Origin of the sequence: Serratia nematodiphila DZ0503SBS1 (genome assembly GCF_000738675.1) — a bacterium.
Lineage (GTDB): Bacteria > Pseudomonadota > Gammaproteobacteria > Enterobacterales > Enterobacteriaceae > Serratia > Serratia nematodiphila.
The window spans coordinates 4,228,655-4,255,607 of the sequence record NZ_JPUX01000001.1; the positions used below are offsets into that span (position 1 = coordinate 4,228,655).

General features: G+C 55.1%; 27 protein-coding genes, 1 tRNA gene and 1 pseudogene. 16 read left to right on the forward strand and 13 right to left on the reverse strand.

Annotated features, from left to right (window positions below; translation table 11 throughout):
- Positions 1-8 precede the first annotated feature (8 nt).
- From JL05_RS19635 to tnpA, 6 genes and pseudogenes are all read right to left on the reverse strand, one after another.
- Positions 9-1,079 (reverse strand): fimbrial protein, encoded by a 1,071-nt coding sequence (locus JL05_RS19635; protein WP_033633415.1) that lies wholly within the window; start codon positions 1,077-1,079, stop codon positions 9-11.
- A gap of 18 nt (positions 1,080-1,097) precedes the next feature.
- On the reverse strand, positions 1,098-3,590 hold the full coding sequence (locus JL05_RS19640) for a fimbria/pilus outer membrane usher protein (RefSeq protein ID WP_033633416.1): 2,493 nt from the start codon (positions 3,588-3,590) through the stop codon (positions 1,098-1,100).
- A 15-nt stretch (positions 3,591-3,605) separates the two neighbouring features.
- Positions 3,606-4,301, reverse strand: coding sequence for a fimbrial biogenesis chaperone (locus tag JL05_RS19645; protein WP_033633417.1), 696 nt, complete (start codon positions 4,299-4,301; stop codon positions 3,606-3,608).
- Positions 4,302-4,349: 48 nt separating this feature from the next.
- The gene (locus JL05_RS19650; protein WP_424840203.1) at positions 4,350-4,922 is read right to left on the reverse strand and encodes a fimbrial protein; all 573 of its coding nucleotides are present in this window, start codon (positions 4,920-4,922) and stop codon (positions 4,350-4,352) included.
- Between the two features lie 194 nt (positions 4,923-5,116).
- On the reverse strand, positions 5,117-5,731 hold the full coding sequence (locus tag JL05_RS19655) for a LuxR C-terminal-related transcriptional regulator (RefSeq protein WP_033633418.1): 615 nt from the start codon (positions 5,729-5,731) through the stop codon (positions 5,117-5,119).
- Between the two features lie 368 nt (positions 5,732-6,099).
- A pseudogene (gene tnpA / locus JL05_RS25010) lies at positions 6,100-6,536 on the reverse strand (IS200/IS605 family transposase).
- A gap of 234 nt (positions 6,537-6,770) precedes the next feature.
- Between tnpA and JL05_RS24385 the strand changes: the two are divergent.
- Together JL05_RS24385 and JL05_RS19665 are read left to right on the forward strand one after the other, a co-directional pair.
- Complete coding sequence (locus JL05_RS24385) at positions 6,771-7,568, forward strand: winged helix-turn-helix domain-containing protein (protein WP_050501263.1); 798 nt, start codon at positions 6,771-6,773, stop codon at positions 7,566-7,568.
- The gene (locus JL05_RS19665; protein ID WP_033633419.1) at positions 7,569-8,063 is read left to right on the forward strand and encodes a FidL-like protein; all 495 of its coding nucleotides are present in this window, start codon (positions 7,569-7,571) and stop codon (positions 8,061-8,063) included. It abuts the gene before it with no gap.
- A 75-nt stretch (positions 8,064-8,138) separates the two neighbouring features.
- Here the strand turns inward: JL05_RS19665 and JL05_RS19670 are convergent, their stop codons facing one another.
- Together JL05_RS19670 and JL05_RS19675 are read right to left on the reverse strand one after the other, a co-directional pair.
- Positions 8,139-8,354 carry a hypothetical protein gene (locus tag JL05_RS19670; RefSeq protein WP_016928277.1) on the reverse strand — a complete coding sequence of 72 codons (216 nt, stop codon included), beginning with the start codon at positions 8,352-8,354 and terminating at the stop codon, positions 8,139-8,141.
- Between the two features lie 228 nt (positions 8,355-8,582).
- Positions 8,583-8,670, reverse strand: a tRNA-Ser gene (locus tag JL05_RS19675).
- 225 nt (positions 8,671-8,895) lie between these two features.
- On the opposite strand from JL05_RS19675, the gene yccA reads away from it, so the two are divergent.
- Together yccA and tusE are read left to right on the forward strand one after the other, a co-directional pair.
- Positions 8,896-9,555: an FtsH protease modulator YccA gene (yccA, locus tag JL05_RS19680; RefSeq protein ID WP_004928091.1), complete on the forward strand. Its 660-nt coding sequence runs from the start codon at positions 8,896-8,898 to the stop codon at positions 9,553-9,555.
- A 111-nt stretch (positions 9,556-9,666) separates the two neighbouring features.
- Positions 9,667-9,996, forward strand: a complete 330-nt coding sequence (gene tusE, locus JL05_RS19685) for a sulfurtransferase TusE (RefSeq protein WP_004928095.1) — start codon at positions 9,667-9,669, stop codon at positions 9,994-9,996.
- A gap of 34 nt (positions 9,997-10,030) precedes the next feature.
- On the opposite strand, the gene yccX is transcribed toward tusE, so the two are convergent.
- Positions 10,031-10,309, reverse strand: coding sequence for an acylphosphatase (gene yccX, locus JL05_RS19690; RefSeq protein ID WP_004928098.1), 279 nt, complete (start codon positions 10,307-10,309; stop codon positions 10,031-10,033).
- Between the two features lie 93 nt (positions 10,310-10,402).
- Here yccX and rlmI point away from each other — a divergent pair, with 93 nt between their 5' ends.
- Positions 10,403-11,593, forward strand: a complete 1,191-nt coding sequence (rlmI, locus tag JL05_RS19695) for a 23S rRNA (cytosine(1962)-C(5))-methyltransferase RlmI (protein WP_031300125.1) — start codon at positions 10,403-10,405, stop codon at positions 11,591-11,593.
- A gap of 60 nt (positions 11,594-11,653) precedes the next feature.
- The gene (gene hspQ / locus JL05_RS19700; protein WP_004928104.1) at positions 11,654-11,971 is read left to right on the forward strand and encodes a heat shock protein HspQ; all 318 of its coding nucleotides are present in this window, start codon (positions 11,654-11,656) and stop codon (positions 11,969-11,971) included.
- Positions 11,972-12,031: 60 nt separating this feature from the next.
- Here hspQ and JL05_RS19705 read toward each other — a convergent pair whose 3' ends face one another.
- Complete coding sequence (locus JL05_RS19705; protein ID WP_033633420.1) at positions 12,032-12,445, reverse strand: CoA-binding protein; 414 nt, start codon at positions 12,443-12,445, stop codon at positions 12,032-12,034.
- Between the two features lie 256 nt (positions 12,446-12,701).
- Here JL05_RS19705 and JL05_RS19710 point away from each other — a divergent pair, with 256 nt between their 5' ends.
- The gene (locus tag JL05_RS19710) at positions 12,702-13,367 is read left to right on the forward strand and encodes a DUF2057 family protein (RefSeq protein ID WP_033633421.1); all 666 of its coding nucleotides are present in this window, start codon (positions 12,702-12,704) and stop codon (positions 13,365-13,367) included.
- Between the two features lie 124 nt (positions 13,368-13,491).
- A complete protein-coding gene (locus JL05_RS19715) occupies positions 13,492-13,950 on the forward strand; it encodes a methylglyoxal synthase (RefSeq protein ID WP_033633422.1) in 459 nt (152 codons plus the stop codon).
- A gap of 39 nt (positions 13,951-13,989) precedes the next feature.
- Here the strand turns inward: JL05_RS19715 and helD are convergent, their stop codons facing one another.
- Entirely contained in the window at positions 13,990-16,044 is a 2,055-nt protein-coding gene (helD, locus tag JL05_RS19720) for a DNA helicase IV (protein ID WP_033633423.1), read from the reverse strand.
- Between the two features lie 166 nt (positions 16,045-16,210).
- Here helD and JL05_RS19725 point away from each other — a divergent pair, with 166 nt between their 5' ends.
- Together JL05_RS19725 and yccS are read left to right on the forward strand one after the other, a co-directional pair.
- Positions 16,211-16,663: a YccF domain-containing protein gene (locus tag JL05_RS19725; RefSeq protein ID WP_004928120.1), complete on the forward strand. Its 453-nt coding sequence runs from the start codon at positions 16,211-16,213 to the stop codon at positions 16,661-16,663.
- A gap of 26 nt (positions 16,664-16,689) precedes the next feature.
- Complete coding sequence (yccS, locus tag JL05_RS19730) at positions 16,690-18,825, forward strand: YccS family putative transporter (protein WP_033633424.1); 2,136 nt, start codon at positions 16,690-16,692, stop codon at positions 18,823-18,825.
- A gap of 4 nt (positions 18,826-18,829) precedes the next feature.
- On the opposite strand, the gene JL05_RS19735 is transcribed toward yccS, so the two are convergent.
- A complete protein-coding gene (locus JL05_RS19735) occupies positions 18,830-19,486 on the reverse strand; it encodes a TfoX/Sxy family DNA transformation protein (RefSeq protein ID WP_033633426.1) in 657 nt (218 codons plus the stop codon).
- A 229-nt stretch (positions 19,487-19,715) separates the two neighbouring features.
- On the opposite strand from JL05_RS19735, the gene sulA reads away from it, so the two are divergent.
- Complete coding sequence (gene sulA, locus JL05_RS19740; RefSeq protein WP_033633427.1) at positions 19,716-20,222, forward strand: SOS-induced cell division inhibitor SulA; 507 nt, start codon at positions 19,716-19,718, stop codon at positions 20,220-20,222.
- Positions 20,223-20,578: 356 nt separating this feature from the next.
- Positions 20,579-21,658, forward strand: a complete 1,080-nt coding sequence (gene ompA, locus JL05_RS19745; protein WP_015377358.1) for a porin OmpA — start codon at positions 20,579-20,581, stop codon at positions 21,656-21,658.
- A gap of 102 nt (positions 21,659-21,760) precedes the next feature.
- On the opposite strand, the gene matP is transcribed toward ompA, so the two are convergent.
- Positions 21,761-22,219, reverse strand: a complete 459-nt coding sequence (gene matP / locus JL05_RS19750; protein WP_004928138.1) for a macrodomain Ter protein MatP — start codon at positions 22,217-22,219, stop codon at positions 21,761-21,763.
- Positions 22,220-22,429: 210 nt separating this feature from the next.
- On the opposite strand from matP, the gene JL05_RS19755 reads away from it, so the two are divergent.
- From JL05_RS19755 to fabF, 4 genes are all read left to right on the forward strand, one after another.
- A complete protein-coding gene (locus JL05_RS19755) occupies positions 22,430-24,178 on the forward strand; it encodes an AAA family ATPase (protein WP_033633428.1) in 1,749 nt (582 codons plus the stop codon).
- 68 nt (positions 24,179-24,246) lie between these two features.
- Complete coding sequence (gene fabA / locus JL05_RS19760; RefSeq protein WP_004928144.1) at positions 24,247-24,765, forward strand: bifunctional 3-hydroxydecanoyl-ACP dehydratase/trans-2-decenoyl-ACP isomerase; 519 nt, start codon at positions 24,247-24,249, stop codon at positions 24,763-24,765.
- Between the two features lie 325 nt (positions 24,766-25,090).
- Positions 25,091-25,612 (forward strand): winged helix-turn-helix transcriptional regulator, encoded by a 522-nt coding sequence (locus JL05_RS19765; RefSeq protein ID WP_033633685.1) that lies wholly within the window; start codon positions 25,091-25,093, stop codon positions 25,610-25,612.
- Between the two features lie 2 nt (positions 25,613-25,614).
- Complete coding sequence (gene fabF / locus JL05_RS19770) at positions 25,615-26,892, forward strand: beta-ketoacyl-ACP synthase II (RefSeq protein WP_033633429.1); 1,278 nt, start codon at positions 25,615-25,617, stop codon at positions 26,890-26,892.
- Positions 26,893-26,953 lie beyond the last annotated feature (61 nt).

Here is a 26,953-nt window from a genome sequence, read left to right on the forward strand (position 1 = left end):
CCCATTCATCAGGGATAAATAATGTTCAACGTGGCCGAGTTGTTGAGTTCCCCCTGCGTGACGCCATCGCGCTGATAAGGGTAATAATAAGCGCCCATGCCGATGATGAAATGACTGTTCAGGCTGCCGCCGGCGGCGACATGAAACAGCGAGGTGGCGCTGCCGCGATCGACGTTGGAAGGCGACAATACCACCGGCGAGCTCGGCATGTCGCGCTTGACCAGGCGCAGCCCCACCCCTTGCGCACCACCCGCATTGGCATTGGTCAACACGCTGGCGTCGGAGGCCAGCAGGTTATTGCTGGACAGGAACATCTCAACGGCGCGATCGGCGATGCCTTCCTGCTGCATGTTCTGGCAGCTGATGTTCAGCGAGAACGGCGTGTAGCCGGGTTGATTGTTATTCAGCACCTGCGCCACGCCCATTTTGGGCAACCTGACCGTCAGGCCGGCATTGTCGAAACGACAGGTGGTGGTTTTGGGCGCGTATTTGATGTTCATCGGCTGGCCGTACATATCGCGTTCGTCATAAGGCCAGTTGCCGGTCAGGAGCCAACTGAGTATTTTCCCGACTTGCTGCAACAGCCAAATCGGCAATTCCCATATCTTTATGCCGGTAATGTCCGAGACCATCAGCGCGTCATCCAGCATCAGCGTATCCCCCGGCACCACACGACCATTTTTGGGCTTCGATTCTAACGAGTAGCGCACGGTCATCGGCGTATTTAACTCGGCGGCGGAATGTTCGCCGCGCTTTGACAGTTCACGATCGCCAATCTTATTGACGATTTGCGCGCGTATCCACTGCGTGCCGTTGTTAAAACCAAAAATAGCCGCATTCTTATTATCGGGCGACAGCTTGAGCGTATAGGTAAATTGGCTCGTTGAAGAACCGCAGTCGAAAGTGCCGACATATTGGGTGCTGTATTGCTCCTCCCACACCGGGGTGTTGGCATTCAGCTTATCGGAGAGATCGACATTCAAAGCCGGTGCAAATGAGATCCCTTTGCCAAAACAGGTGGCATAGCTATAGCCGCTGAACAGCCCGGACAGCAGCAGCAAAAAAATCAGCCTGATCATAGGTTCGGTTATCCTGTATTAGCGGCAAACGCCGGGCGACGCATCCAGCGCCAGAGTTGGTTTAGCGATGTGGCAACTGCCGTCGCGCAATTGCACCGTCAACGCCGTTGGCGGCTGTTCGGCGCGCAGGTACAACACGCTGGCCTGGCCGACAAAACCTACCGACCGATCGTTTTCATCCATCACTTCGGCGCCGAACGGCAGCGGCGCACCATCGGCGCGCTGCGCCCGCAGCTGGAATGGCCGACGTTGATCGGTCTCGAATTTCAGGTAGCTGACCGCGCCGTAGTAAGGCACATGGTTGGCGACGTTGCCGCTGATTTCCGCCCCGCTGCTGTGGCCGGTATCCGATAGCGTGACCGAGTTTTGCCGGTACGGCGTGGCATAAGGCACCAGCGCCAAACCCTGCGCATTGGTCACGATGCTTTCGTCGCCGTTGACCATCAGCCCTTCGGCCTGCGGCGCCTCGACCACCGTCATGGTGTTGCCGATCTCGTTCGACGCCAGCAGATGCCAGGGGATCGCCACCAGGCTGCCGCGCGCGCTGAGGCCGCTCTGACGATAATCGTTGCCTTCGCTGTAGGAGACGCCCAGCGTCGAGGCGCGAGCGCGATAGGCCGCATTGACGCTGGCCATATTGTCACCGCCGCTGCGATTGCTGCCGCTCAGCGAGTAGCTCAGGCGGTTGGACTCCAGCGCATTGCCGCTCAGGCTGACCGTGCTTTGCTGATAGTGGGAGTCTGTCGCAGACAGGCCGGTGCTGAGGTAGGCGTTGTTATCGAACACCGACAGCGGCAGGCTGAACGACAGGTAATAGCGCGTCTCTTCCTCATGCTGGCTGTTGCGCACCCGGCTGGCTGAAACGGAGTAGCTGACGCGCCCCAGATTGTTGGAGTACCCCAGCTGGTATTCGTGGCTTTTCGCATTGGCCGTCCAGTAATCACGCTGGGAGCCGGAGAAGAACAGCGTGCCCCACCCTTCGTTAAGACGCTGGTTCAGGTTGAGCGTAAAGGTATTTTTCGGCCGAGCCGAACGCAGCGCATCCCAGGTGTTCATATCCAGTTCGGACACGCCCTCCTCGTCGCGCCAGCGATCAAACTGACGCTCCAGCTGGCGATAGCCGTCATTGGAGTAAATGGCGTCGGTAAAGCTGTAGTAACCGCGGGTGGAGTAGCGATAGGCAGCCAGCGTGAAGTTGGTCGCGGTGACATCGAGAAATTTACTGTAGGCGATACGGAAGCTCTGCCCGCTTTCACGGCGGTTTTTCAGGCGAGTATCGGCATGCGTCAGATCAATGGACACCGCCCCTATCGGCAGGTTCCAGCCGCTGCCGAGCAGCCAGGCCTGATAGTCGTCGCTCAAAATGCTGCCGGCATACCCCGTTACCAGATTGTTGAAACCGTACTGCAGGGTGCCCTGTACAAAGCCGGGTTCATAATCGGTATTGCTTTCGTTTACCTTGCCGGCCAGTACACTGTATTGGCTGACACCCTGTTTCAACATGTTGGGTACGGCTGAAAACGGCACGCTGAACGACTGCTCGCGCCCGTCAGCCTCTTTGACCGTCACCCACAGATCGCCCGCCGAACCGGTCGGCTGAATGCTGTCGAGGGTAAAGGCGCCCGGCGGCACGTTTTCCTGGTAGATCACGTTGCCGTTCTGCACCACTTTCACCAGGGCGTTGGATTGCGCCACGCCACGCACAATCGGTGAAAAACCCTGCTGCGAGTTGGGCCGCATGCTGATATCCGACGCCAGCGCCACCCCGCGAATGCGTACCGAGTCAAACAGCTCCCCCGGCGAATAAAAATCACCGGCGGTCAGGTTGGATTTGATGTCGGCGAACCCGCGCTGCAGATAACGCGTGTTGTTCTGCCACTGGCTCCCCCGCCCGCTGCCGTGGCGAAAGCTGCTGCTGTCGCGAAATTGCCAGCCGGCCAGATTGATCCCGGACTCCAGCCCGGTATAAAAATCGTCATTGTTGCTGCGATTGCCTTCGCCGCGCGCCTCGGCGTGGTAGTAGGTCGCGTTGTAGGCCAGCGTCAACGCGGAGATGCCACGATTCCAGAAAGCCGGATCCACGTACCCTGCTTCCGATCGGTTGACCCGCGCCTGCGGCACCGTCAACCGCAGGCTCAGCGCGCCAACGTCCATATCGAACCGCCCGCCCTGTACCAGCGCGGCGATCGACAGCGTCGTCTGGGGCGCCTGAGGTGTCGGCAATTGACTCAGATCGATGCCCAACCGCTGCGCATCCTGGTAGGCAATTTGAATATCGTCGCGTTCCGTGCCAAACAGCAGCGCGTAGCGCCCTTTCCAGTCATGATTGACATACACATCGATCTCCTGCCGGCCGGCCGGCATGTCATTGTTGAGGTAAAAACGCGAAAGATCGGAATCGCGCGATTCGCCGGCCAACAGCGAAGTATCGAACGTCACCGCCCAGGCCGCATCCGGCAACAAGAATGAAGAGGCGGTCAGCAGCGAGAGGACTTTTTTATTCAGCTTCATTGTTGTTCTTTCAGGTTAGTGTGCGGTGATGGCTTTAGACTTGTAAGCCCCCAGATCGTCGATATACATCAGGTCATAACGCGCGTTTTTACTGACCGATCGTTTGCTGGCGGCAAACTGGGTGGAAAACGGCGCAACCATCAGCGAATCAACCAGCAGATGCTTGTCCTCACCCTGGCCGATATTCGCTACCGTGATGAAATACGGGCTGTTGTTGATGACGTTGAACCCCTTGCCATTGGCTTGCAGCGTCAGTTTTTCCAATGCGTTTTCTACGCCGCGGATTAAAGCCTGCGGGCGGTAGAACAGCTTGATGCGCGATTTGATCGCCAGTTGCAGCGTATTGGTACCCTGCAGGTTTTCCGGCGTCGGCGGGATATCCAGCACGTTGAGATAGAACACCGATTCACGATCCGCCGCCAACGCGGCGCCGACTTTCTGAATGCGCAGCTGCTGCCCGCTGTTGCCGTTCACTTTCACCACCGGTGGCGACAGCAAAAACGGTACGTTGGCGGTTTCCGGGGTGGAATTGATGTCGCCGTCGTCGATCCAGGCCTGAACCAATGAGGGATCGGCACCGTTATTCAGCAGTTGGACAATCACATCCTTGTTGTTTGCCGGGTAGATCACCCGCGTACCGTTAACCACCACATTGGCCTGCGCGCCAACGGCACCGAGCAACAGCGCCGCTATCATCATATATTTTTTCATCGTTCCCCCGGGTAGCCAGGCCCATCAAGGGCCTGGCTTTCAGCGCGATTACAGGTAAGAAATGGTGTAAGTCACGTTGGAGCTCAGAGCGCCCACTTTTGCCGCTTCGGCGTTGGTTTTGTAGTAGTACGCGTCCAGCGTCAGGGTTTCTGAATCCGGTGCCGCTTTATCGCCCATGATGTCGGTGACATAAGGCACGTTCAGCTGGATCGGGGTGGAAGAACCGGTTTTAGCCAGAGAGAAGCCCACGTTCTTCGCAACGGAAGCGTCGTTCTCGTTGACCGAGTTGTTCAGCAAATATTTGCCGTCGGTGGAGATGTTATCCGCGGAGGAGAAGTAGATTTTCAGCGGGGTGCCTGCAGTGCCGGCCGCCGGCGAACAGCCGGAGAAGGTCAGCGAGAAGGACTTCTTGTTCTTGGTGATTGGCCCAACGGCGTTACCCGCGTCGGTCACCGAGATCGGGCTCAGCGCGACGGTGAAATCCGCGCTTTTTCCGCCGTTAATCGTACAGGTGGTGTCGGTAATGGCACCGGTAAAGTTAATGATGCCACCGGCGGCATTGTTTTCAGCAAAAGCCGTAGGCGCAGCGACCGCTGCCGCCATGATTGCAACAGAAAACATCTTCTTCATCATGAGATAAAACTCCATAACAGTTTGGTTTAAAAGAACAAATAAAAATCAGCCGCTGCCGGCGGGATAAAATAATCCCTCCCCGTAATACAGAGGCAAAAGGATGAACACATTCCTGTTTTTATAAAATCAAGCAATAGCGTTATTAATCACCCGAAAATAAAAACGATGAAAATAACGAATCTCTAGAGAACCTCCGAGAAACCGGATGAGATTTCCAGTAAGTTGTGCACCCGATTTTTCAATCCTATTTTGCGTAATGCACTGCATTTCTGCGTACTGACCGTTTTTACGCTTTTATCAAGAATCCTGGAAACCTGAGTCACCGTATAGCCGAAGGAAAGCAAAAGGAGCGTTTCCACTTCACTTTTCGTCACACAACTTTTCGTATGGCGGCCCACGCCTCTCTCAACGCTTCCATTCACTGCAGGGCGCTGCGAGATATTATCCACCAGAAAAGACAGCTCTTTACTGATGCCGGGGACACTGCCTTTTTTATCGAGCACGACGACATCATGCGAGACAGAGCGAAATAACAGACGGCGTTTCTCTTCCGTCGTCAAAAAAATCTTTACGCCATGAATAGCCGACAATAATGCCACAGCCATACTGAAGCGCGACATGCTTTTTACCGCATCATCGACGATCAGAATATCGTGGCAATTTCGCCCCATAGCCAAAGGCAGATCGTCATAGTAGGCAATAACGTGATCTTTATGAAAAACACTTGGCATCAATATTATTCTTTTTATCGCCTCTCTGAAAAAAATGTTTTCAGATACGATACCGATACTGAGCATACTTACTCCATCCATAGCCAAGGACAACGTCGATACTTTGCACTTAATACCTATCTTTTCTTGGAAAGTTCACATTACCGTTCGTGAGCGAACAATAAGCGATTGGCACATAAACAAGCGCCGTAAACACGAAGATAATTCTGCATCAAACCATAAAATACAGAAACATTGTTTTTATTAACCAAATTAATAATTATAATAATCTAAAAAAACAAATTTTTTAAGAATTTAACACCAAAAATAACATAAAAAACGGCAATGGAATGCATTTTAAGTTAGCCGAGAAAGTAAAAAGCCGCCTTCATTGAAGGCGGCTTTGGCTACGCCCCAGAGGAGCGTTCTAAGTTCGGACTCATAGAGCCCTCTCTTCACACTTCATGTAGCGATAACTGTTTATCATCCGCTTCATGCTTTTCTTGATACTTGACGTATTTACGGATCATTTTTGTATTCACACCTACGGTGTCTACGCCGTATCCCTTTGCCCATAAGGTATTTCCTCATAGCCTATGCTTGCGTAAATAGGGAAATTTGCTGAAGGGCCTTATTGCTGTCCTACCCTTCAAGTAACCCATCACCTCTGATACTGGCAACTTCGGCGGTATCTTCACCAAAAGATGCACATGCTCTAACTGAACATTTAATTCAATAATTTGGATCTTCAGTTGCTCACTGAGTATCCATATCTGTCGGTACACTTCTTTCCCAACATTGCCTTTGAAAATTCTGAACGGCACTTAGGCGTCCAGACTATATGATATTGACGATGCCGCAGTACGTGAGAGGCTCTTTGAAACCTGCTCATGTTTAATTTCCTTATAATTTATATGGACAATGGATGGGGATTTTGGCATGAGTAGATTTTTACAGGCAGAGCCAAGACCGAGCCGATAACCACGCCCACAGGACATGGTTTTAAACCAGGAATAAAAAACGCCCTTGATTATTTATTTTTTCGCCCAGAATCTTGACCTATCTGAAGTTTCAATAAATACTAGCAGTGAACTACAGGCCTATATCATTATAAAAACCTGAATACATGAAATATATTATCGATCTCTGCGTGATCTATGACGCAAACGCGTGTAGTCTCCAACTCATTGATAATGATGAGTCATCAATACGGATATCCAACCCGGCTTCGCGCCTGTTAATTGAAATGCTGACTCATCCCAATATCCCATTGAAACGTGAGATGTTGATAAAAAAGGTATGGGAAGAGTATGGTTTTTCAGGCTCATCGATCAGTCTAAATGTGGCCGTCAGTGAAATAAGAAAAGCATTCAAACTTCTGGGTAGAGAAACTTCCCCAATAAAGACCCTGGCGAAAGTCGGGTTTTGTTTCACCGCTATGATTGAAATTTATCCGCCACCGCAGGTAACCGTCAGCGAAACGCCGCCTTCTTATGCTTCAGAGCCGCTTTCGCCCCTGGCTCCTGTTGCCGAACCACACCACGTGCCGCCGCAGAAAAAGGTAAAGGTTAGCGCTGTTGCCACTGTCTGCTGCGTATTTATTCCTCTGTTGATCGTAGCGACGCTTTATCCTATCGAACCTGCTGATCAACCTTGGGAAAATTTAGTTGCGTTAGGAAAAAAAGACAATTGCACCTTATATTCTCTGGATGCAGATAAACATATTGATGACGAACTGGAAAAGCGCATGGTCAACCAGGCATTAGAAGGCAGCGGTGTGGATTGTCTAGCCAGTAAGGTGGATATCTATTTTTCTTCCGAAAAATATACGTTGACTTCTAACACCTTCCTCGGTGTGTGTTATCTCGGCTCGCAAGATCGATATAACCACTGTGTTACCTACAAAATTCTCAATGGAAAATAAATGGCCGCATTGCGCAACCCAAAAATACTGATTATCGGATTTTTGGCAGTGATCCTCTTCATTATCCTGCTTCGTGTTTTAACACCCGCCGCACCTGTATATATCAATTGCCAAGCCGAAACGATCGCAAAAAAACGATTAGCTTCAGGCGATGACCTGGAACTAAAAATGACGGGCAGTTTATTCATCTATGACGAACATCACGCCATGATCGCTCAACGTGGGGACATTACCTTGGAAGGAAAAACCTACAAACTGGATAGAAAAATAAACTTTGATATAAAGAGGTTGGATCACGGGTTTTACATGACCACCCACCGAGAAATCAGCAAAGATCCCGACGATAACGCGCCGCATGAACTGATCAAAGAAATCCCCATGCTCTCTCTCCTCATTAAGAATGGCGTTTTTTCGATGCGTAAAGTGCGACAGGATGCGTACATCGTTCATGGCGTGCTTTTCCCGATCACGATATGCCATAGCAGAATGCTATAGAGAGACAGCGAAGAAGCATAAGGGGGCGCGCTCTTGGCAAACACGCCCCAGATGGCGGTTGGGGAGGCGGGAGGACTATTTTACCGACATATCCGTGCGGACGATGCCATGGTTTTTCATCACCTCTTCCATGGTGAGGTTCTCATCGTACGGCGTATCGTCCACCACGACGTCTTGCGGGCGGACATAAGGTTTGGTCGCGCGTTTGAACATCCACCACCATACGAACACCAGGAAAGCGCCGGACTTCAAAAAGATCATGGTCCATAAGGCGACTTGATACCAGTTCATCTCTGTCTCCATAAGAGCATTAAGCAAAATTGATAAGGCGGCGTTGCTTGTCGCAGCGGTAACGCCTGGCAACAGCAGGCATCCGAGCGGCCGGCCTTGATAGGTGCATAATCTCACCGACGCATGGCCCTTATCAATAGCCGATCGCGTTTCCTGCAGAAGCGCCCCGGTTTATCCGCACGCAAAAGCAAAAAACCCCGTGCTCAGAGAGCACGGGGTCAGAATGTATGGCGGAGGAGCAGAGATTCGAACTCTGGAACGGTTTCCCGTCGACGGTTTTCAAGACCGTTGCCTTCAGCCACTCGGCCACCCCTCCGCAACGACGCGCACTATAAACAGACCTTATTCGCTTGTAAAGCCCGAACGCGTTCAACCGCGCGAAAAATCGCCGCAGGCAAAGCAAGCGGCGATCAAACGAACACCCGCCCCGCTGTTGCCATAATGATAACTAAGGGTAAAGATTGGTAAACAAACTTTAATCAAGCCCTTGCGCTGCCTATCATCGGGATTATTTTGTGATGGCCTGATAAGAGAGAGCATTATGGACCGCATTGTCGTCTCATCTTCTTCGCGCGACTCGCTGCTCAGCACGCATAAAGTCCTGCGCAACACCTATTTCCTGTTATCCCTGACCCTGGCTTTCTCAGCCCTGACCGCGACCGCCAGTACAATGTTGGGTCTGCCTGCGCCAGGCTTGCTGCTGATGCTGGTCGGTTTCTACGGCCTGATGTTCCTGACCCATAAACTGGCCAACAGCCCGGCGGGCATTCTGGCGGCTTTCGCGCTGACCGGTTTCATGGGATACGCCCTCGGCCCGATCCTCAGTTCGTTCCTGAACGCCGGCGCGGGCGATCTGATCATGCTGGCGCTGGGCGGCACCGCTGCGGTGTTCTTCTGCTGCTCGGCGTATGTGCTGACCACCCGTAAAGACATGTCGTTCCTGTCCGGCATGATGATGGCCGGTTTTGTGGTGCTGCTGGTGGCGGTGATCGCCAACCTGTTCCTGCAGATCCCTGCTCTGCACCTGGCTATCAGCGCGCTGTTCATCCTGTTCTCCGCCGGCGCGATCCTGTGGGAAACCAGCAACATCATTCACGGCGGCGAGACCAACTACATTCGCGCCACCGTTAGCCTGTACGTGTCGCTCTACAACATGTTCATCAGCCTGTTGAGCATTCTGGGCTTCGCCCGCAGCAACTGATCGCGCGTTACGCATGCCTTCCAAGCCCCGCTCCGGCGGGGCTTTGTTTTTTGCGGCCGAAAAAATTTGCTAAACTGGCGGCCGTTCCGAATTATCCGTTATCGAGGCAGTATGTTGGAGTTTGAAGGTCAGGTTATCGACACTGACGCGCAGGGCTATCTGAAAAACAGCGCCGACTGGCATGAGGGCCTGGCGCCGCTGCTGGCCGCGCAGGAAGAGATCGTGCTCACCGAAGCACACTGGGAAGTGGTGCGCTTCGTGCGCGACTTCTATCAGGAATTCAATACGTCGCCGGCTATTCGCATGCTGGTCAAAGCCATGGCGCAGAAATACGGCGAAGAAAAAGGCAACAGCCGCTATCTGTATCGCCTGTTCCCGAAAGGGCCGGCCAAACAAGCCACCAAAATCGCCGGCTTGCCGAAACCGGTGAAATGCATCTGACCGTTCTGCCCGCAGCGTCGCTGCAGGCGAGCATTCAATAGCGAATGCCAAACCCGGCGTAATCGGCCACCCCCTGCGGCTCCACCAGCACGCGTTCAACGCGCGCGCTGCGCGGGCCGCCCTGTTTCAACCACTCCACCAGCTTATCCACCTGCGCCTGTGTGCCGCAGGCCACCACCTGAACGCTGCCGTCATCGAGATTGCGCGCATAGCCGGTCACCCCCAACGCCTCGGCCTGCCGCTGAGTGGAATAGCGGAACCCTACCCCCTGCACCACGCCATACACATACGCAGCAATGCAAACTTGTGTCATAATCGCCCCCTTAATTCAGTTTTCATTATGGCATTGCCGTGCCTTTGCACCGCCATGTCACTCTTTCTATCCTAGCTGGCAGCATTATTAATTATGACCGTACGCCTGTTTCTCGCCAAAGGACGTGAAAAGTCCTTACTCCGTCGCCACCCTTGGGTGTTCTCCGGCGCCGTTCAACGTGTTGAGGGTAAAGCCCTCTCCGGTGAAACCATCGATATCCTCGACAGCCAGGGCAAGTGGCTGGCGCGCGGCGCCTATTCGCCCGAGTCGCAGATCCGCGCACGCGTCTGGACTTTCCAGCAGGATGAAGAGATTAACATCGATTTCTTTATTCGCCGCCTGCAGCAAGCGCAAAGCTGGCGCGACTGGGTCGCGCAGCGTGACGGTCTGGACGGATACCGCCTGATCGCCGGCGAGTCCGACGGCCTGCCGGGCATCACTATCGATCGCTTCCAGAATTTCCTGGTGCTGCAGCTGCTGTCCGCCGGTGCCGAATACCAGCGCCCGGCCCTGCTTTCCGCCCTGCAGCATTGCTACCCGGAATGTTCGATTTACGATCGCTCCGACGTTGCGGTGCGTAAAAAAGAAGGCCTGCCGCTGGCGCAGGGCCCGGTGCTGGGCGATCTGCCGCCGGAACTGCTGCCTATTACCGAGCACGGCATGAAGCTGCTGGTGGACATTCAGCAAGGGCACAAGACCGGTTTCTACCTCGACCAACGCGACAGCCGCCTGGCGGCGCGGAACTACTCTGCCGGCCGCCGAGTGCTGAACTGCTTCTCCTACACCGGCGCCTTCGCCGTTTCCGCTCTGATGGGCGGCTGCGCGCAGGTGATCAGCGTGGATACCTCGCAGGCGGCGCTGGACATCGCCAAACAGAACGTCGAACTCAACAAGCTGGATCTGAACAAGGCGGAGTTCGTTCGCGATGACGTGTTCCAGCTGCTGCGCAACTACCGCGCTCAAGGCGAAAAATTCGATCTGATCATCATGGATCCGCCTAAGTTCGTCGAGAACAAGAATCAGCTGGCCAGCGCCTGCCGCGGCTACAAAGACATCAACATGCTGGCGCTGCAGTTGCTGAATCCAGGCGGCATTCTGCTCAGCTTCTCCTGCTCCGGCCTGATGCCGACCGACCTATTCCAGAAAATTTTGGCCGATGCCGCTGTAGATGCCGGACGTGATGTACAATTTATAGAGCAGTTCCGCCAGGCTGCCGATCACCCGGTGATCGCCACGTATCCTGAGGGGCTGTATCTGAAAGGCTTCGCTTGTCGGGTGATGTAACTTGAAATGCGCTGCCTTGCCCCCATATATGAGCAAGGCATTGTTTCTCAGGAGGTCATCATGATTGCCAGCAAATTCGGTATCGGACAACAGGTTAGGCATAAACTGCTGGGGTATTTGGGGGTCGTTATCGATATCGACCCGGAATACTCTTTAGAACAACCCAAAGCTGACGAGATAGCGGCGAACGACGAACTGCGTTCCGCCCCTTGGTACCACGTGGTGATGGAAGACGAGGAAGGCCAACCGGTGCACACCTATCTGGCGGAAGCGCAGCTGGATGGTGAGCCCCAGGAAGCACATCCCGAGCAGCCATCGCTGGATGAACTGGCGGAATCCATCCGTCACCAGTTACAGGCGCCACGTTTGCGCAATTGACCGCGCCAAGACCTGAGAAACCCCGAGAGGGCCCGGCATCGCGCCAGGCCCTTTTTTTATTTAGCGCTCCAGCCCTAAACGCGGGATTTCTATTTTTGGGCAGCGATCCATCACTACGCGCAGCCCAGCCTGTTGCGCCAGCGCTGCCGCCTGATCGTTGATCACCCCTATCTGCAACCACAGCGCCCTGGCGCCGATCGCTATCGCCTCTTGCGCCACGCCGTAAGCCGCCTCCGAATTGCGAAACACATCAACCATATCCACCGGCTGTGGGATAGCGGCCAGCGTAGGGTAAACCTGCTGCCCCAGCAGCGTCTGCCCCGCCAGTTTTGGGCTGACCGGGATCACCTGATACCCTTGTGCCAACAGATATGCCATCACACCATAGCTGGGCCGCGACGGGTTATCGCTGGCGCCGACCAGCGCGATGGTTTTCACCTGCTGCAACAGCTCAACAATCTCTTGATCTTGCATCTTCAACTCCCGTTTATCACTGCGTCACTTTCCATTTCGAGTGTAACCGATCGGCATTCGCTCGGTTAAACGCTAATGCGAAGGAAACTTCACCGCAATCTTATGGTCAGAGGCTGTCGCGGTTCAGCTGCGCACGGTCGTGTCTAATCGCGATAAAATATGTAAAAATGTAAACAAAATACCCGATTGAAAAATTTTGACACAACCTATGCCGTGTTCAACACTTAGAGCTACGTCACTTTATAAGGAGATAATGATGAAATTTGGTCTGGTGGTTGCGGCGTTGCTCAGCATCAGTATGCCTGCCGCGGCTACGACCCTGAAACTCTCCCCGGACATCGACCTGCTGGTGGTCGACGGCAAGAAAATGACAGGTTCGTTGTTAAAAGGTGCCGACAGCCTTGAACTGGATGGCGGGCAGCACCAGTTGCTGTTTAAAGTGACCAAAACCGTACGTTCCGGCCAGCATACACAGGCCTATACCTCCCTGCCGCTGGTTGCCAGCTTCAATACGCAAAAGATCAGCCAAGTGGCGATCGAGCTGCCGCGCATCGAGAACGATCGTGATGCGCAACGCTTTGACAGAACGTTAAATTATCTGGTGGTCGATAAAGACGGCAACGCCTTGCCATTCCGGCATGATGCGCTGCATCCCGACAGCGTCACCTTCAATACCGATTTGGAAAAGGTGATGACCGATTACAACCGCCAGAACCGCCCGGCCTCCGTTCCGGCCTTTGTGCAGGCGAACGCAGGCAATCCCTCAACCCCCGCGTTGGCCGGCGCGCCGCTGAATGCCCCGACGGTGACGTTGAAAGGTGAAAACGTGTCGGAACAGATGTTGCAATACTGGTTCCAACAGGCCGACAAGGAAACACAGAAGCGCTTCCTGCGCTGGGCCAATAAACAACCGATTCGCTGATCCCTCCCGGCGTCTTTCCCCGCAAAGGCGCCTTTTCTTCGCATTTTCAGGCGCAAACGCTAGGCAGTGAAAAACAGTTTCAGTAATCTGTCGCACATCCCCCCGATTAGCGAAGGACACCGAGATGGAATTGACTACCCGCACTATCGCCGCGCGCAAACACATTGCGCTGGTGGCGCACGATCACCGCAAACAGGCCCTGTTGGAGTGGGTAGAAAGCCACAAGGCTATTCTGACGCAGCATCAGCTTTACGCCACCGGTACGACCGGCAACCTGATCCAGCGCGCCAGCGGCATTCCCGTCACCAGCATGCTGAGTGGCCCGATGGGCGGCGATCAGCAGGTTGGCGCACTGATTGCGGAAGGCAAGATAGACATGCTGATCTTCTTCTGGGATCCGTTGAACGCGGTGCCGCACGATCCGGACGTGAAGGCGCTGCTACGGCTGGCGACCGTATGGAATATTCCGGTGGCCACCAACCGCTCGACCGCGGACTTTCTGATCGACTCTCCGCTGTTCAAAAGCGAGGTGGAGATCGCTATTCCCGACTATCAGCGCTACCTGCAAGACCGCCTGCAGTAGTCCTCACGGCCTGGCTGCCGCCAGCCGCCAGGCCCGAGCTCACGGTTTTTTCTGCACCGGTACGCCAAGATCCTGCAGGTGTTCAACGAATACCGAAGGGTGCTCACGATCCTGCAACAGCCATACCTGATGTTTAGCGCGAGTTAACGCGACATACAGCAGACGGCGTTCTTCGGCATCCGGGAAATCCTCCGGCCGCGGCAGTAGCACCTCTTCCAACACCGACTCGCGCGCCACGGCGGGGAAACCGTCACGCCCCTCATGCAAACCGGCAATGATGACGTATTCCGCCTGTTGCCCCTTGCTGGCGTGGATGGTCATAAACTCCAGATTCAGTTTAGGCCAGCGGGTGGCCGCTTTCGCCAACGCTTCCGGTTTCAGATGATGGTAACGCGCCAGCACCAGAATGCGTTCATCCGGCTTGGCGTAGCCGCTCAGCTTGTCCAGTAAGGGTTCCAACTGCTCGTGCGGCAGGATCACCACCGACTTTTTATTGCCCTTGCTCAGGCTGTTGAGCGGTTTTTTCAGCTGGTGCGGATTCTGCTGCACGAACCGGTTGGCCACCTCGCCGATACGTTCGTTGAAGCGATAAGTCGTGTCCAGCGCGCACTGCGCCCCTTCGCCGAAGTGGGTGGCAAAAGCCGTGGTTAACGTCAACTCTGCGCCACTGAAGCGATAAATCGCCTGCCAGTCATCCCCCACCGCAAACAGGCAGGTCTGCTTGTTCTGTCGGCGCAATGCCGCCAGCAATAACGCACGCTGCGGTGAGATATCCTGAAATTCGTCGACCAGAATATGTTTCCACGGGCTGACGAAGCGCCCCTTGTCGAGAATGTTGACTGCCTGATGGATCAGGCCGGAGAAGTCTACCGCCCCTTCCTCTTTCAAGGCGCTTTTCCAGGCTTTCAGCAGCGGCGCCATCAGCCGGATGCGTTTTGAAAACAGATCGCGGATTTCTTCATCCGCCTGCTCAATCATTTCCGCCTGGCTGCCGCCGTGCATGCGCATCAGCCCCAACCAGCGTTCCAACCGGCTTGCCATGCGATCCGCCAGGCGCTTATCCTGCCAGAAGTCGCCTTCCGGCACTTCCCATTCCAGCTCTTCGGTCAACCATTGACGCCACCCCTTGGCCTGGGCTTTCTTCTCCGAGCACTGTTGGCGCCAATGGGTGATCAGCAGCGCTTTGCGCGCGTTGGCATCGGTTTCCAACCGGCTGATGGCCGGCGCTTTGCGGCTGCCTTGTTGAATGATTTGCAGCGCCAAGGCATGGAAGGTCTTGGCCTGAATACCGACATCGCCCAAACGTTCTTTGATGCGGTCGTTCATCTCGCCGGCGGCCTGGCGGCCGAACGCCAACAGCAAGATTTGCCCCGGCTCCGCCTCCTGACGGCGCAGCAGCCAGCCGGCGCGCGCCACCAGCACCGACGTTTTGCCGCTGCCGGCGCCGGCCAACACCAGCACGGAATCCTCGCCATTGACCACCGCCCGGCTCTGGGCGTCGTTGAGCGGCGAGCTCTCGACGGTCTGGAAGAAGTCGTGATGTTGCTCCAGCATGCGATCGGTCCACTGCCGGTTGCGTTGTTCAACGCTGCGTTGCCCCTGCTGCAGCCATTGCAGACACAGATGGTAATCGGCCCGGCAGTTATCGAATTCATCCAGGCGCGCTACCGGCATCGGCAGCGCGGAGAAAGCCTCACGAATTTGCTGCTGCAGCTTGCCCAGCTCAGACTTTTTGAACCATTTATCTTGCTGCTCAATGCGCTGAATCTGCGCCACCTGCTGTTGCAGCACGCCGGCGCTGACCTCACTCATTTCGGCGCTCCAGTGCTGCCACGCCTGCTGCAGATAGTGATAAAAACGCTGCGTTTCCTGCCATTCAGTGCCGTGCAGCCGCACCACTTTTTCGTCCGGCAATTCAAATTCCAGCTCGCCCCAGACGATGCCGCGCTTGCACCTGACCTGAATCAGTTGATTGAAGGGGATCAGGTATTCATGTTTTTCCCCGCTCACCTCAACGCCGGCGTGCAGCAACCGCACGCGGTTATAAGGGTGCTGAGCCAGGTGTTTCCCCAGCGATGTCGCTTTAAGTTCCATATCGTCGCGCCATGACTATGTTGAGAGTAAATAACGGATATCTGCCAGTTTACCTGCGATAAGCAGTGGCACTCTAGCGCTAAAAAAAGGGTAGAATAGATTTTGCGTTTTTATCGTGAATACGCCCGCATCGCGGTTTGGCTATCATTAGAGCAGAATGACGTCTATGCGTACTGTACTGAATATTCTTAATTTTGTGTTGGGCGGTTTCTTCACCACGCTAGGCTGGCTCATTGCTACGGTGTTCAGCGTGCTGCTGGTCATCACGCTGCCGCTCACTCGCTCCTGCTGGGAAATCACCAAGCTGTCGCTGGTGCCGTTCGGCAACGAGGCGATACATGTCGATGAACTGTACCCGGAGAAAAGCAATGCGCTGCTCTCCGCCGGCGGCTCACTGCTCAACATTATCTGGCTGGTGCTGTTCGGCTGGTGGCTGTGCCTGTCACACATCGCCGCCGGTATCGTGCAATGCGTTTCAATCATCGGCATTCCGGTCGGTATCGCCAATTTCAAAATAGCCGCCATCGCGCTATGGCCGGTGGGGCGCCGCGTCGTCTCGGTAGAAATGGCTCAGCAAGCGCGTATTGAGAATGCTCGCCGCCACTATCATCAGCGTTAATTTTTTCTCCGTTTGAGGAGTTTTTTGTGCTCTCTTTTGCACCCGCAGTACGTCGTTATACCTACAACAGCAATCTGCTGTACCACCTGCGCATTCTTATTGCGCTGATCGGCACCACCGCCGTTCCCTGGTGGCTGGGCATTCCCAAGCTGACTATCCCGCTGACGCTGGGCGTGGTGGCGGCGGCACTGACCGATTTGGACGACCGCCTGGCCGGCAGGTTACGCAACCTGCTGATCACGTTGGTGTGCTTCTTTGTCGCCTCCGCTTCAATCGAGCTGCTGTTTCCCTATCCCTGGTTGTTCGCCCTTGGCTTAACCACCTCAACCTGCGGTTTTATCCTGCTGGGCGCCTTAGGGCAACGTTACGCCACCATCGCCTTCGGCGCGCTGCTGATCGCGGTTTACACCATGCTCGGCACCGCCATGTACGATGCCTGGTATCAGCAACCGCTGCTGTTGGTGATCGGCGCGCTGTGGTATAACCTGCTGACGCTGGCGGGCCACCTGCTGTTCCCTATCCGCCCGCTGCAAGAGAACCTGGCGCGCTGCTACGAGCAACTGGCCAACTATCTGGATGCCAAGGCCAACCTGTTCGATCCCGACGCCGAACGCGACGCCGACCTGCCATGGATGGATGTCGCGATGGCCAACAGCGCGTTGGTCGCGTTGCTGAACCAGACCAAAGCCTCGCTGCTGACGCGCCTGAAAGGCGATCGCGGCCAACGCGGCACCCGCCGCACCTTGCACTACTATTTTGTCGCGCAGGATATCCACGAACGCGCCAGCTCTTCCCATGTTCAGTACCACGCGCTCAGCCGGCAATTCCGTCACAGCGATATTTTATTCCGCTTCCAGCGTTTGCTGAGCATGCAGGCGCGCGCCTGCCGCCAGCTGGCACAATCGATCCTGCTGCGGCAAAAATACCAGCACAACCCGCGTTTTGAGCCAGCCTTCAGCCGCATTCAGGAGGCCTTGGCACGCATAACCGAAACCCAGGGCAATTCAGAGCAAACCAAAGCGCTGGCGCACCTGCTGAAAAACCTGCATGCGATCGATGCGCAGCTGGCCAATATCGAGTCAGAGCAGACGCTGGCCAGCGGGCAGGCGGAAGAGAACAGCCTGGCCGACGATCGCTTAACCGGCTGGAGCGACATCCGACTGCGCATCAGCCGCCATTTGACGCCGCAGTCTGCCCTGTTCCGCCATGCGATCCGCATGTCGGTAGTGCTGTGCGTGGGTTACGCCTTCATCCAGTTCACCGGCATGCAACACGGTTACTGGATCCTGTTGACCAGCCTGTTCGTCTGCCAACCGAACTACAACGCGACCCGCCGGCGCCTGGCGCTGCGCATCATCGGCACTCTGGCCGGTATCCTGATCGGCCTGCCAATCCTCTATTTCGTGCCTTCCGTAGAAGGACAACTGGTGTTGATCGTCATCACCGGTGTCCTGTTCTTCGCTTTTCGCACCGTACAGTATGCCCATGCAACGATGTTCATCACGCTGCTTGTGTTGCTGTGCTTTAACCTGTTGGGTGAAGGTTTCGAAGTAGCAGCCCCGCGCGTTTACGATACCTTGTTGGGTTGCGCCATCGCCTGGGCGGCGGTCAGCTTTATCTGGCCGGACTGGAAATTCCGCCAGCTGCCGGCGGTGGTGGATAAAACGCTGAATGCCAACTGTCGCTATCTGGACGCCATTCTGGTGCAATATCATCAGGGTAAGGATAACGGGCTCGCTTACCGCATCGCGCGGCGAGATGCCCACAACAGCGATGCAGAACTGGCTTCGGTCATCTCCAACATGTCCGCCGATCCCAAGGCCGACAAGGAGTTGCAGGAAGCCGCCTTCCGTCTGCTCTGCCTGAACCACACTCTCCTGAGTTATATCTCGGCGTTGGGGGCGCACCGCGAGCGGTTGAATACCCCTGCCACACTCGATCTGCTCAATGATGCCGTGTGTTACGTGGACGGCGCCTTGCATCAGGAAGAACGGAACAGCCAGCGTATTGCGCAAGCGCTGGAACAGCTGGCGGAGCGCATTCGCGCAGCCGTTCCGGAACCTGAAAGCAAAGAACAGTTGGTTTTGCAGCAGGTGGGGCTAATGCTCGAGCTGCTGCCGGAACTCACCGCACTCCATACCCAAATCAATAAGGCAACCTAATTATTCAGGGCCCGCTCGATGGGCCCTGAACTACTGGCTCATGCCCATGGCGGCGCATAGCCATCGTATGATCGAACCAGCGTACCAGTTCGTTGCGCAATTCGGTCGGCAATGCCGCCTGATGATAGCCGGCTAGCGCGCCGCCCAGCGACAGCAGCACGCGCAACCCCAGATTGGTCTGCTGTTGCAGCAGGCGAAGATAGCTACGTTTGGCGCCATGCAGCCGCAGGTCATAGGCATTGCGGATACCCGCTCGCCATAGCAAGCGCTCCATGTTGACATCTATATTTGGCAACGCCTTCAATCTGCCGTGATCGCCGGCCTTGAGCCGCTGCTCTCGGCGCGCTTCCCTGATGGCCTGCCAGGCCAACCCTACCAGCTCGTTGCGTTCCCGCCACAGCGACTCGTCAACCCAGTAATAGCGCAAGGTGATGGGCACACCGCGCTTGGAATAGACCATATTGACCATGCCCCGGGCGCGAAAGGCCGGTTCCATGCTCGCCGTAGCCCGCAAGTACAATTCCCCTTCCGCTACTACCGCAAACATTATCCCTTCAGCCAGCAGCCCATAGCCGCCAAACTGTGATCGTGTTGTGATAGCGCCCAGCGCCGCAAAGCAATTTTTAGCCTGCGCGATCCTTCTCGTCGACATCCTTTTCATAGCGTTCCTCCTTTTTAGGTTCTGGCCGTATTATTTCTCTCATCAATGAAAAAAGTAACGTGAACAACTAATTAGAAAAATACGCACTATCCGCCCGCCTGCCAATCACAAAAACCGCCAGTACAAAAAATGATCGCAATTATGCGAGCCGCTACGAAAATTTGGGTTGATCTTATCCTAAATCAGAGATACTGTATAAACATACAGTAACACGACGGGCGGGAACTTTATGCGTACTCAATCACTCTACCAACCTCATTTCGGCCATGGCTCTTATACAACGCGCAATGTTGCGAAGAACACGGATATCGGCAAAGAGAATGGCTTGATCAGTGAACTTGTTTACAACGAGCGCCAGCCCGCAGTGGCCCAATTACTGTTGCCCCTGCTGCTGCAATTGGGCAAGCAGTCTCGCTGGCTTCTGTGGCTGACGCCGCAGCAAAAATTAAGCAAGCAATGGCTGCAGCAATCCGGCCTGCCTGTAGATAAAATGGTGCAATTGAGCCAGATCAGCCCGGTGAATACGGTCGAGGCTATGGAAAAAGCGCTGCAAACGGGAAATTACAGCGTAGTTCTCGGCTGGTTGCCCGAGCTAACGGAGGAGGATCGTCTAAAATTAAGACGTGCGGCAGAATTGGGTAATGCCTATGGGTTTATCATGCGCCCTCAACGTGACATTAGCCCGACTCCCGGACACTGTTCCACCCTAAAAATTCACTCTTCTTTGTATCATTAAGTAAATTTAGGATTTTTCCCATCATTTTCGCACCCCCTAAGCGGAACCTTTGCGGGGGAAGGCAAAAAGCGAGTCCGGCTGCGGTTTGGCAGGCAAAAACGCTCGATGGATCGCCGCTTTTTTAGGCTAAGAATGTTAGCAAATATGTACGATTCCGCGTTTTTTTTTAGAGCCTTATCACATCACACTTGTAACTTTCGCGCCACGTTGTAGACTTTACATCGCCAAGGTTGCTCTATAACGTCAGAAAAACTGGCGAGTAACAAACGAGGGCTTAAACCTTGGCGAAGGAATTTAACCAAGGGCTTAAACAGCTTTAAAGCTCATTGCCTATTTGGATGATAACGAGGCGCAAAATGAAAAAGACAGCTATCGCATTAGCAGTGGCACTGGCAGGTTTCGCTACCGTAGCGCAAGCCGCTCCAAAAGATAACACCTGGTACACCGGTGCTAAACTGGGCTGGTCCCAGTACCATGACACTGGTTTCTACGGCAACGGTTACCAGAACGGTATCGGCAACGGCCCAACCCATAAAGATCAGCTGGGTGCCGGCGCGTTCCTGGGCTACCAGGCAAACCAATACCTGGGCTTCGAGCTGGGCTATGACTGGCTCGGCCGCATGCCTTACAAAGGCAGCGTGAACAACGGTGCTTTCAAAGCGCAGGGCGTTCAACTGGCCGCTAAACTGAGCTACCCAATTGCTGACGATCTGGACATCTACACTCGTCTGGGTGGTATGGTATGGCGTGCAGACTCCAAAGCTAACTACGGCCGTACTGGTCAGCGTCTGAGCGACCACGACACCGGCGTTTCTCCGCTGGCTGCTGTTGGTGTTGAATACGCACTGACCAAAAACTGGGCTACTCGCCTGGATTACCAGTTCGTAAGCAACATCGGTGACGCAGGTACCGTTGGCGCACGTCCAGACAACACCATGCTGAGCCTGGGCGTTTCTTACCGCTTCGGCCAGGATGACGTAGTTGCTCCAGCACCAGCTCCGGCTCCAGCTCCAGTTGTTGAAACCAAGCGTTTCACTCTGAAGTCTGACGTGCTGTTCAACTTCAACAAATCTACTCTGAAAGCAGAAGGCCAGCAGGCTCTGGATCAGCTGTACACCCAGCTGAGCTCCATGGATCCTAAAGACGGCTCCGTAGTTGTTCTGGGTTACACCGACGCAGTTGGTTCTGACCAGTACAACCAGAAACTGTCTGAACAACGCGCACAGAGCGTTGTTGACTACCTGGTCTCCAAAGGCATCCCGTCAGACAAAATCTCTGCACGTGGTATGGGTGAAGCAGATGCAGTTACAGGCAACACCTGTGGCTACAAATCTGGCCGCGCTACCAAAGCTCAGATCGCTTGCCTGGCACCAGATCGTCGCGTAGAGATCGAAGTTAAAGGTATCAAAGACGTTGTAACTCAGCCTCAGGGCTAAGTTTACTCGCCTAATAAAAAACCCCGCCAATGCGGGGTTTTTTTTCGTCCTCTTGTTGCCAGAACATTCAATGCCTGGCGCCATAGGGGCGTTCTCACGCGCTTACTTGGGATCTTTGCCAAGAATCGCCTTCAAGTCTTCTTTCAACGACGACATCTGGTTCGCATACTTTTCTTTGCGTTCAGCGTCTTCGATAAGCTGCACGACGGTTTCCGACAGCGTAACGCCACGGCGGCGCGCCAGGGCAGCCAATCGTTGCCAAACCAAAAACTCCAGATCGATAGATTTTTTACGCGTATGCTGATGTTCTGCGTTAAAATGACGTTTGCGGCGGGCGCGGATCGTTTGTTTCATCCGGTTATCCAGTTCCGGATTCATATGAGCGGCAATCCATGCAAGTACCTTTACCGGCTCATTTTCCAGCTTCAGCAGCTCGTTAACCGCCTCCTGAGCAGCGCTGTTTTCAATGTAGCGGGTAATGAGTTCCCCTTCCCGATGCTTTTTCACCAGGTACTTCCATTTCCAACCGCTCTCCAGATTTTCCAGTTGCTGATATTTCATCTTGAGCTCTTCAGTGACCGCGTAACTTCAAATAAGCATAACAGCTTTGCGCCGAATTTCCCCGGCAATTAAACCGTCTTTTAGACTGTTTTTTGCACAGTCACCGCGCGATGTCAAACTCCCTGATGCCAACTGGCACTCCGCATGTATCAAGCCGCCGTTATTCTTGTATAATCGCCCTTTCCCTTTTTAACGATTGCATCTAACACTTTGACCAATAACCGACTTGAATGGCAATCTTTATTGCCGGACGTAACGCCTTATCAGGCGATATTTGATACCGCCGCTCAGTTGGCACCCGTGCCCTTTTCCGCCATTCAGCCTCGGCTGGAAAATGCCCTGACGCTATTTTGCCACCCCCAATCGCCACCGCGTTTCATGCTGTTGAAAGCGCAAGAAACGCGTGAGTATCTGGAACTGATCGCTCACGCCGTCAAACCACTGCTGCCGAAAAATACGGCATGCCGCGGCAGCCACTATGTCATTCAGGATGGCAAGGTCAGCGTCGAGCCTGCCAGCCGTGGCGATGAACCTTTTGCCGCCGGCGGCGCTTGTCTGTTCCAGGAGTGGATTGAGCCGGAACAGCTGTTTGGCTGCGTACGGATCCACAATGGCGACATTACCCTGCAACCGGGTCTGGTGCACCAGGCCAACGGCGGCATTCTGATTCTGTCGGCGCGGGCGCTGCTTGCTCAGCCGTTGCTATGGCTGCGGCTGAAGCAAATGATCGGCCAGCGCCAGTTCCACTGGGTTTCGCCTGACGAAACCCGCCCGCTGCCGGTAGCCATTCCACCGATGCCACTGGATCTGCGGCTGATTGTAGTCGGCGACCGTCACGGCCTGGCCGATTTTCACGATATCGAGCCGGAACTGAGTGAACAAGCGATCTACGGTGAATTCGAAGACGATCTGCAGCTGACTGAAGTTGATGATATGGCGCAGTGGTGCGGTTACGTCAACGGCGTGATTGCCGACCAGCAATTGCCGATGCTGGCGAACGACGCCTGGCCGCCGCTGATCGTCCAGGCTGTGCGTTACAGTGGCGATCAGGGCATTCTGCCACTCTCGCCGGTTTGGCTTGGCCAGCAGCTATCCGAAGCCGCACTGTATGCCGAAGAAGATCGCATTACGGCCAAAGCGTTCGAGGCGGCGTTAAATGCCCGAGAATGGCGCGAAAGCTATCTGGCCGAGCGTATGCAGGATGAGATTGAGTTGGGTCAGATCCTGATTGAGACCGAGGGTGAAGTGGTCGGACAGATCAACGGTCTGTCAGTCCTGGATTATCCCGGTCATCCACGCAGCTTTGGCGAACCGTCGCGCATTAGTTGCGTTGTGCATCTCGGCGACGGCGAGTTCACCGACGTCGAGCGCAAAGCCGAACTGGGCGGCAACCTGCACGCTAAAGGCATGATGATCATGCAGGCGTTTCTGATCGCCGAACTGGATCTTGATCAGCAGCTGCCCTTCTCCGCTTCCATCGTCTTTGAGCAATCTTATGGTGAAGTGGATGGTGACAGCGCCTCGCTGGCTGAGCTATGCGCATTGGTCAGCGCCCTGTCACAGCAACCTATCACCCAGCAGATCGCCGTCACCGGCTCCGTCGACCAATTCGGCAACGTACAACCGATAGGTGGCGTTAACGAAAAGATCGAAGGCTTCTTCGAGGTTTGCGTACGACGCGGCCTGACCGGCAAACAGGGTGTCGTATTGCCCGTGACCAACGTGCGCCATCTGTGTCTGCGCCAGGATATCGTCGATGCGGTGCGAGAGGGGCAGTTCCATCTGTGGGCGGTAGAGAGCGCGGCGGAAGCCTTGCCTTTGCTCACAGGTTGCCTCTACTCTGACGAACAACAGCCGAATTTGTTGGCGGCCATTCAGGAACGGATTGCGCAGGTGAGCCTGCAGGAACGCCGTCGTCCGTGGCCGCTGCGCTGGCTCAACTGGTTCAACCACGGCTGATCGGACTTGTTCAGCGTACACGTGTTAGCTAACCTGCGTCCTTCATTAAAATAAGGCTTACTGAGAACATGGTAGATAAACGCGATTCCTATACGAAAGAAGACCTCGAAGCATCCGGCCGTGGCGAGCTGTTCGGCGCCGGTGGCCCACCGTTGCCGGCAGGTAACATGTTGATGATGGACCGCGTGGTCAAGATGACCGAAGACGGCGGGACTCACAACAAAGGTTATGTGGAAGCGGAGCTGGATATTAATCCGGACCTATGGTTCTTCGGTTGCCACTTTATCGGCGATCCGGTCATGCCAGGCTGTCTGGGCCTGGATGCGATGTGGCAGTTGGTCGGTTTCTACCTCGGTTGGCTGGGTGGCGAAGGCAAAGGCCGCGCGCTGGGCGTTGGTGAAGTCAAGTTTACCGGCCAGGTGCTGCCAACCGCGAAAAAAGTGACCTACCGTATTAACTTCAAACGCGTCATCACCCGTAAGCTGATCATGGGCGTCGCCGATGGCGAAGTACTGGTTGACGGCGAAGTGATCTATACCGCCACCGATCTGAAAGTGGGTCTGTTCAAGGATACCACTGCGTTCTAATCACGCAGACGAGAGGGCGGCCATCGTCTTCTTTGCTAATGCTCTTCGCATGCCATCACGCCCAGCGTGATGGCATTTCTTTCTCTTACCGTTTAAAGACTACCCACCTCCTTTAATCGCCCGCTACCGAACCGATTTATCCCTCCTGTCTCTACCCTTTTCCTACCCGAAACGGTCAAAGCCACAGGCCAGTTTGAGCGCACCCTCCCCACAGCCAGCTATCGACACGATAGCGTTTTTTGCATCCGGTTATTTTCTTGCCCCTTAAAATCACCTAGTATAGCCACCCATGTAACTACAATAAATGTACCAACCAAGGGCCGATATGCAAAAAACCCGCTTTAGCGATGCACCTTGCCCCGTCGCACGTTCATTAGATCGTGTCGGAGAATGGTGGAGCATCCTGATCCTGCGTGATGCCTTTCAGGGGTTATCCAAATTCGACGAATTCCAACAAAGTCTGGGGATGTCACCGACTCTCCTGGCTCGGCGACTGAAGGATTTGGTAGCCCACGGCATTCTGCATAAGCAACGTTATCAAACGCGGCCGGTTCGCTATCAGTATCTGCTCACCGAACGCGGCAACGATTTTCTCCCCGTGCTGGCAGCTCTCTCAGAATGGGGCAATCGCCATTTGATCGACGGTGACATCAGCGCCTTGTTAGTCGACGGCCGCACCGATCGGCCGATCCAGGTCCAATTGGTCAATGTCGATACCCAACAGCAGGTGCCGCCGCAGTTTATTACGCTGGCACCAGGGCCTGCGGCAAATGAAGGCATACATCAACGCGCCGCACTGATGCGGCAACGGCGCCTCGCCGATTTATCCGAACTTACCAAGGAGTAGTCATGAGCAATCGTCGTATCGTTATTACCGGCATGGGCGCCGTTTCACCGTTAGGGTGCGGCGTGGAGACCATCTGGCAACGTTTGTTAAAAGGAGAGTCCGGCATTCGGGCTTTGCCTGACGAGATCGTTGCAGATTTACCGATCAAGGTCGGAGGTCAGGTTCCGGCGCTGGCGCAGGATGCTGAAGCGGGCTTCAACCCCGACGCTTCCGTCGCCCCCAAGGACCAAAAGAAAATGGATCGCTTTATCCTGTTTGCCATGGCGGCGGCGGATGAAGCCGTTCGTCAGGCCGGCTGGATAGCCGATACGGAGGAAAAACAAGAGCGCACCGCCACCGTCATCGCCTCGGGCATTGGCGGCTTCCCGGCGATTGCCCAGGCGGTACGCACCACCGACAACCGCGGCGCCAAGCGCCTGTCGCCCTTCACCATCCCCTCTTTTCTGGTCAATCTGGCGGCCGGCCATGTTTCCATCAAGCATCACTTCAAAGGCCCGATTGGCGCACCGGTCACCGCCTGTGCGGCCGGCGTGCAAGCCATTGGCGACGCTGTGCGTCTGATCCGCAATGATGAGGCCGATATCGCGCTGTGCGGCGGTACCGAAGCCGCTATCGACACCGTCAGCCTGGGCGGATTCGCCGCCGCGCGCGCTATGTCCACCGTACCGGCCGAGTTGGCAAGGCAGGCTTCCCGGCCTTTCGACAGTGCGCGGGACGGATTTGTCATGGGGGAAGGTGCCGGCATGCTGGTGATTGAAACGCTGGAACACGCGCGGGCGCGCGGTGCCACACCGCTCGCGGAAATCGTCGGTTATGGCACCAGCGCCGACGCCTACCACATGACCTCCGGTGCCGAAGACGGCAACGGTGCTTATCGGGCGATGAAAATCGCGTTGAAGCAGGCGAACGTCGCCCCAGAAGAGGTTCAGCATTTAAACGCACACGCGACCTCAACGCCCGTGGGCGATCTGGGCGAAATCAATGCCATCAAACACCTGTTTGGCACGACAGGAAGCGTCGCGGTAACCTCGACAAAATCCGCCACCGGGCACCTGCTCGGCGCCGCCGGCGGGCTGGAAACCATCTTTACCGCCTTGGCGCTGCGCGATCAGATCGCCCCCGCGACGCTGAATCTGGACAATCCCGATCCGGCGGCGGCAGGTTTACACCTGGTCGCGAAACGGGCTGAACCGATGAGCATAACCTACGCCTTATCGAACGGCTTCGGCTTTGGCGGCGTGAATGCGAGTATTCTACTGAAACGCTGGCAGGACGAGTAAACGGCACAAACAAAAACCTCCGCCAAGGGCGGAGGTTATTCCTTTTATTTGACAGGGAGCC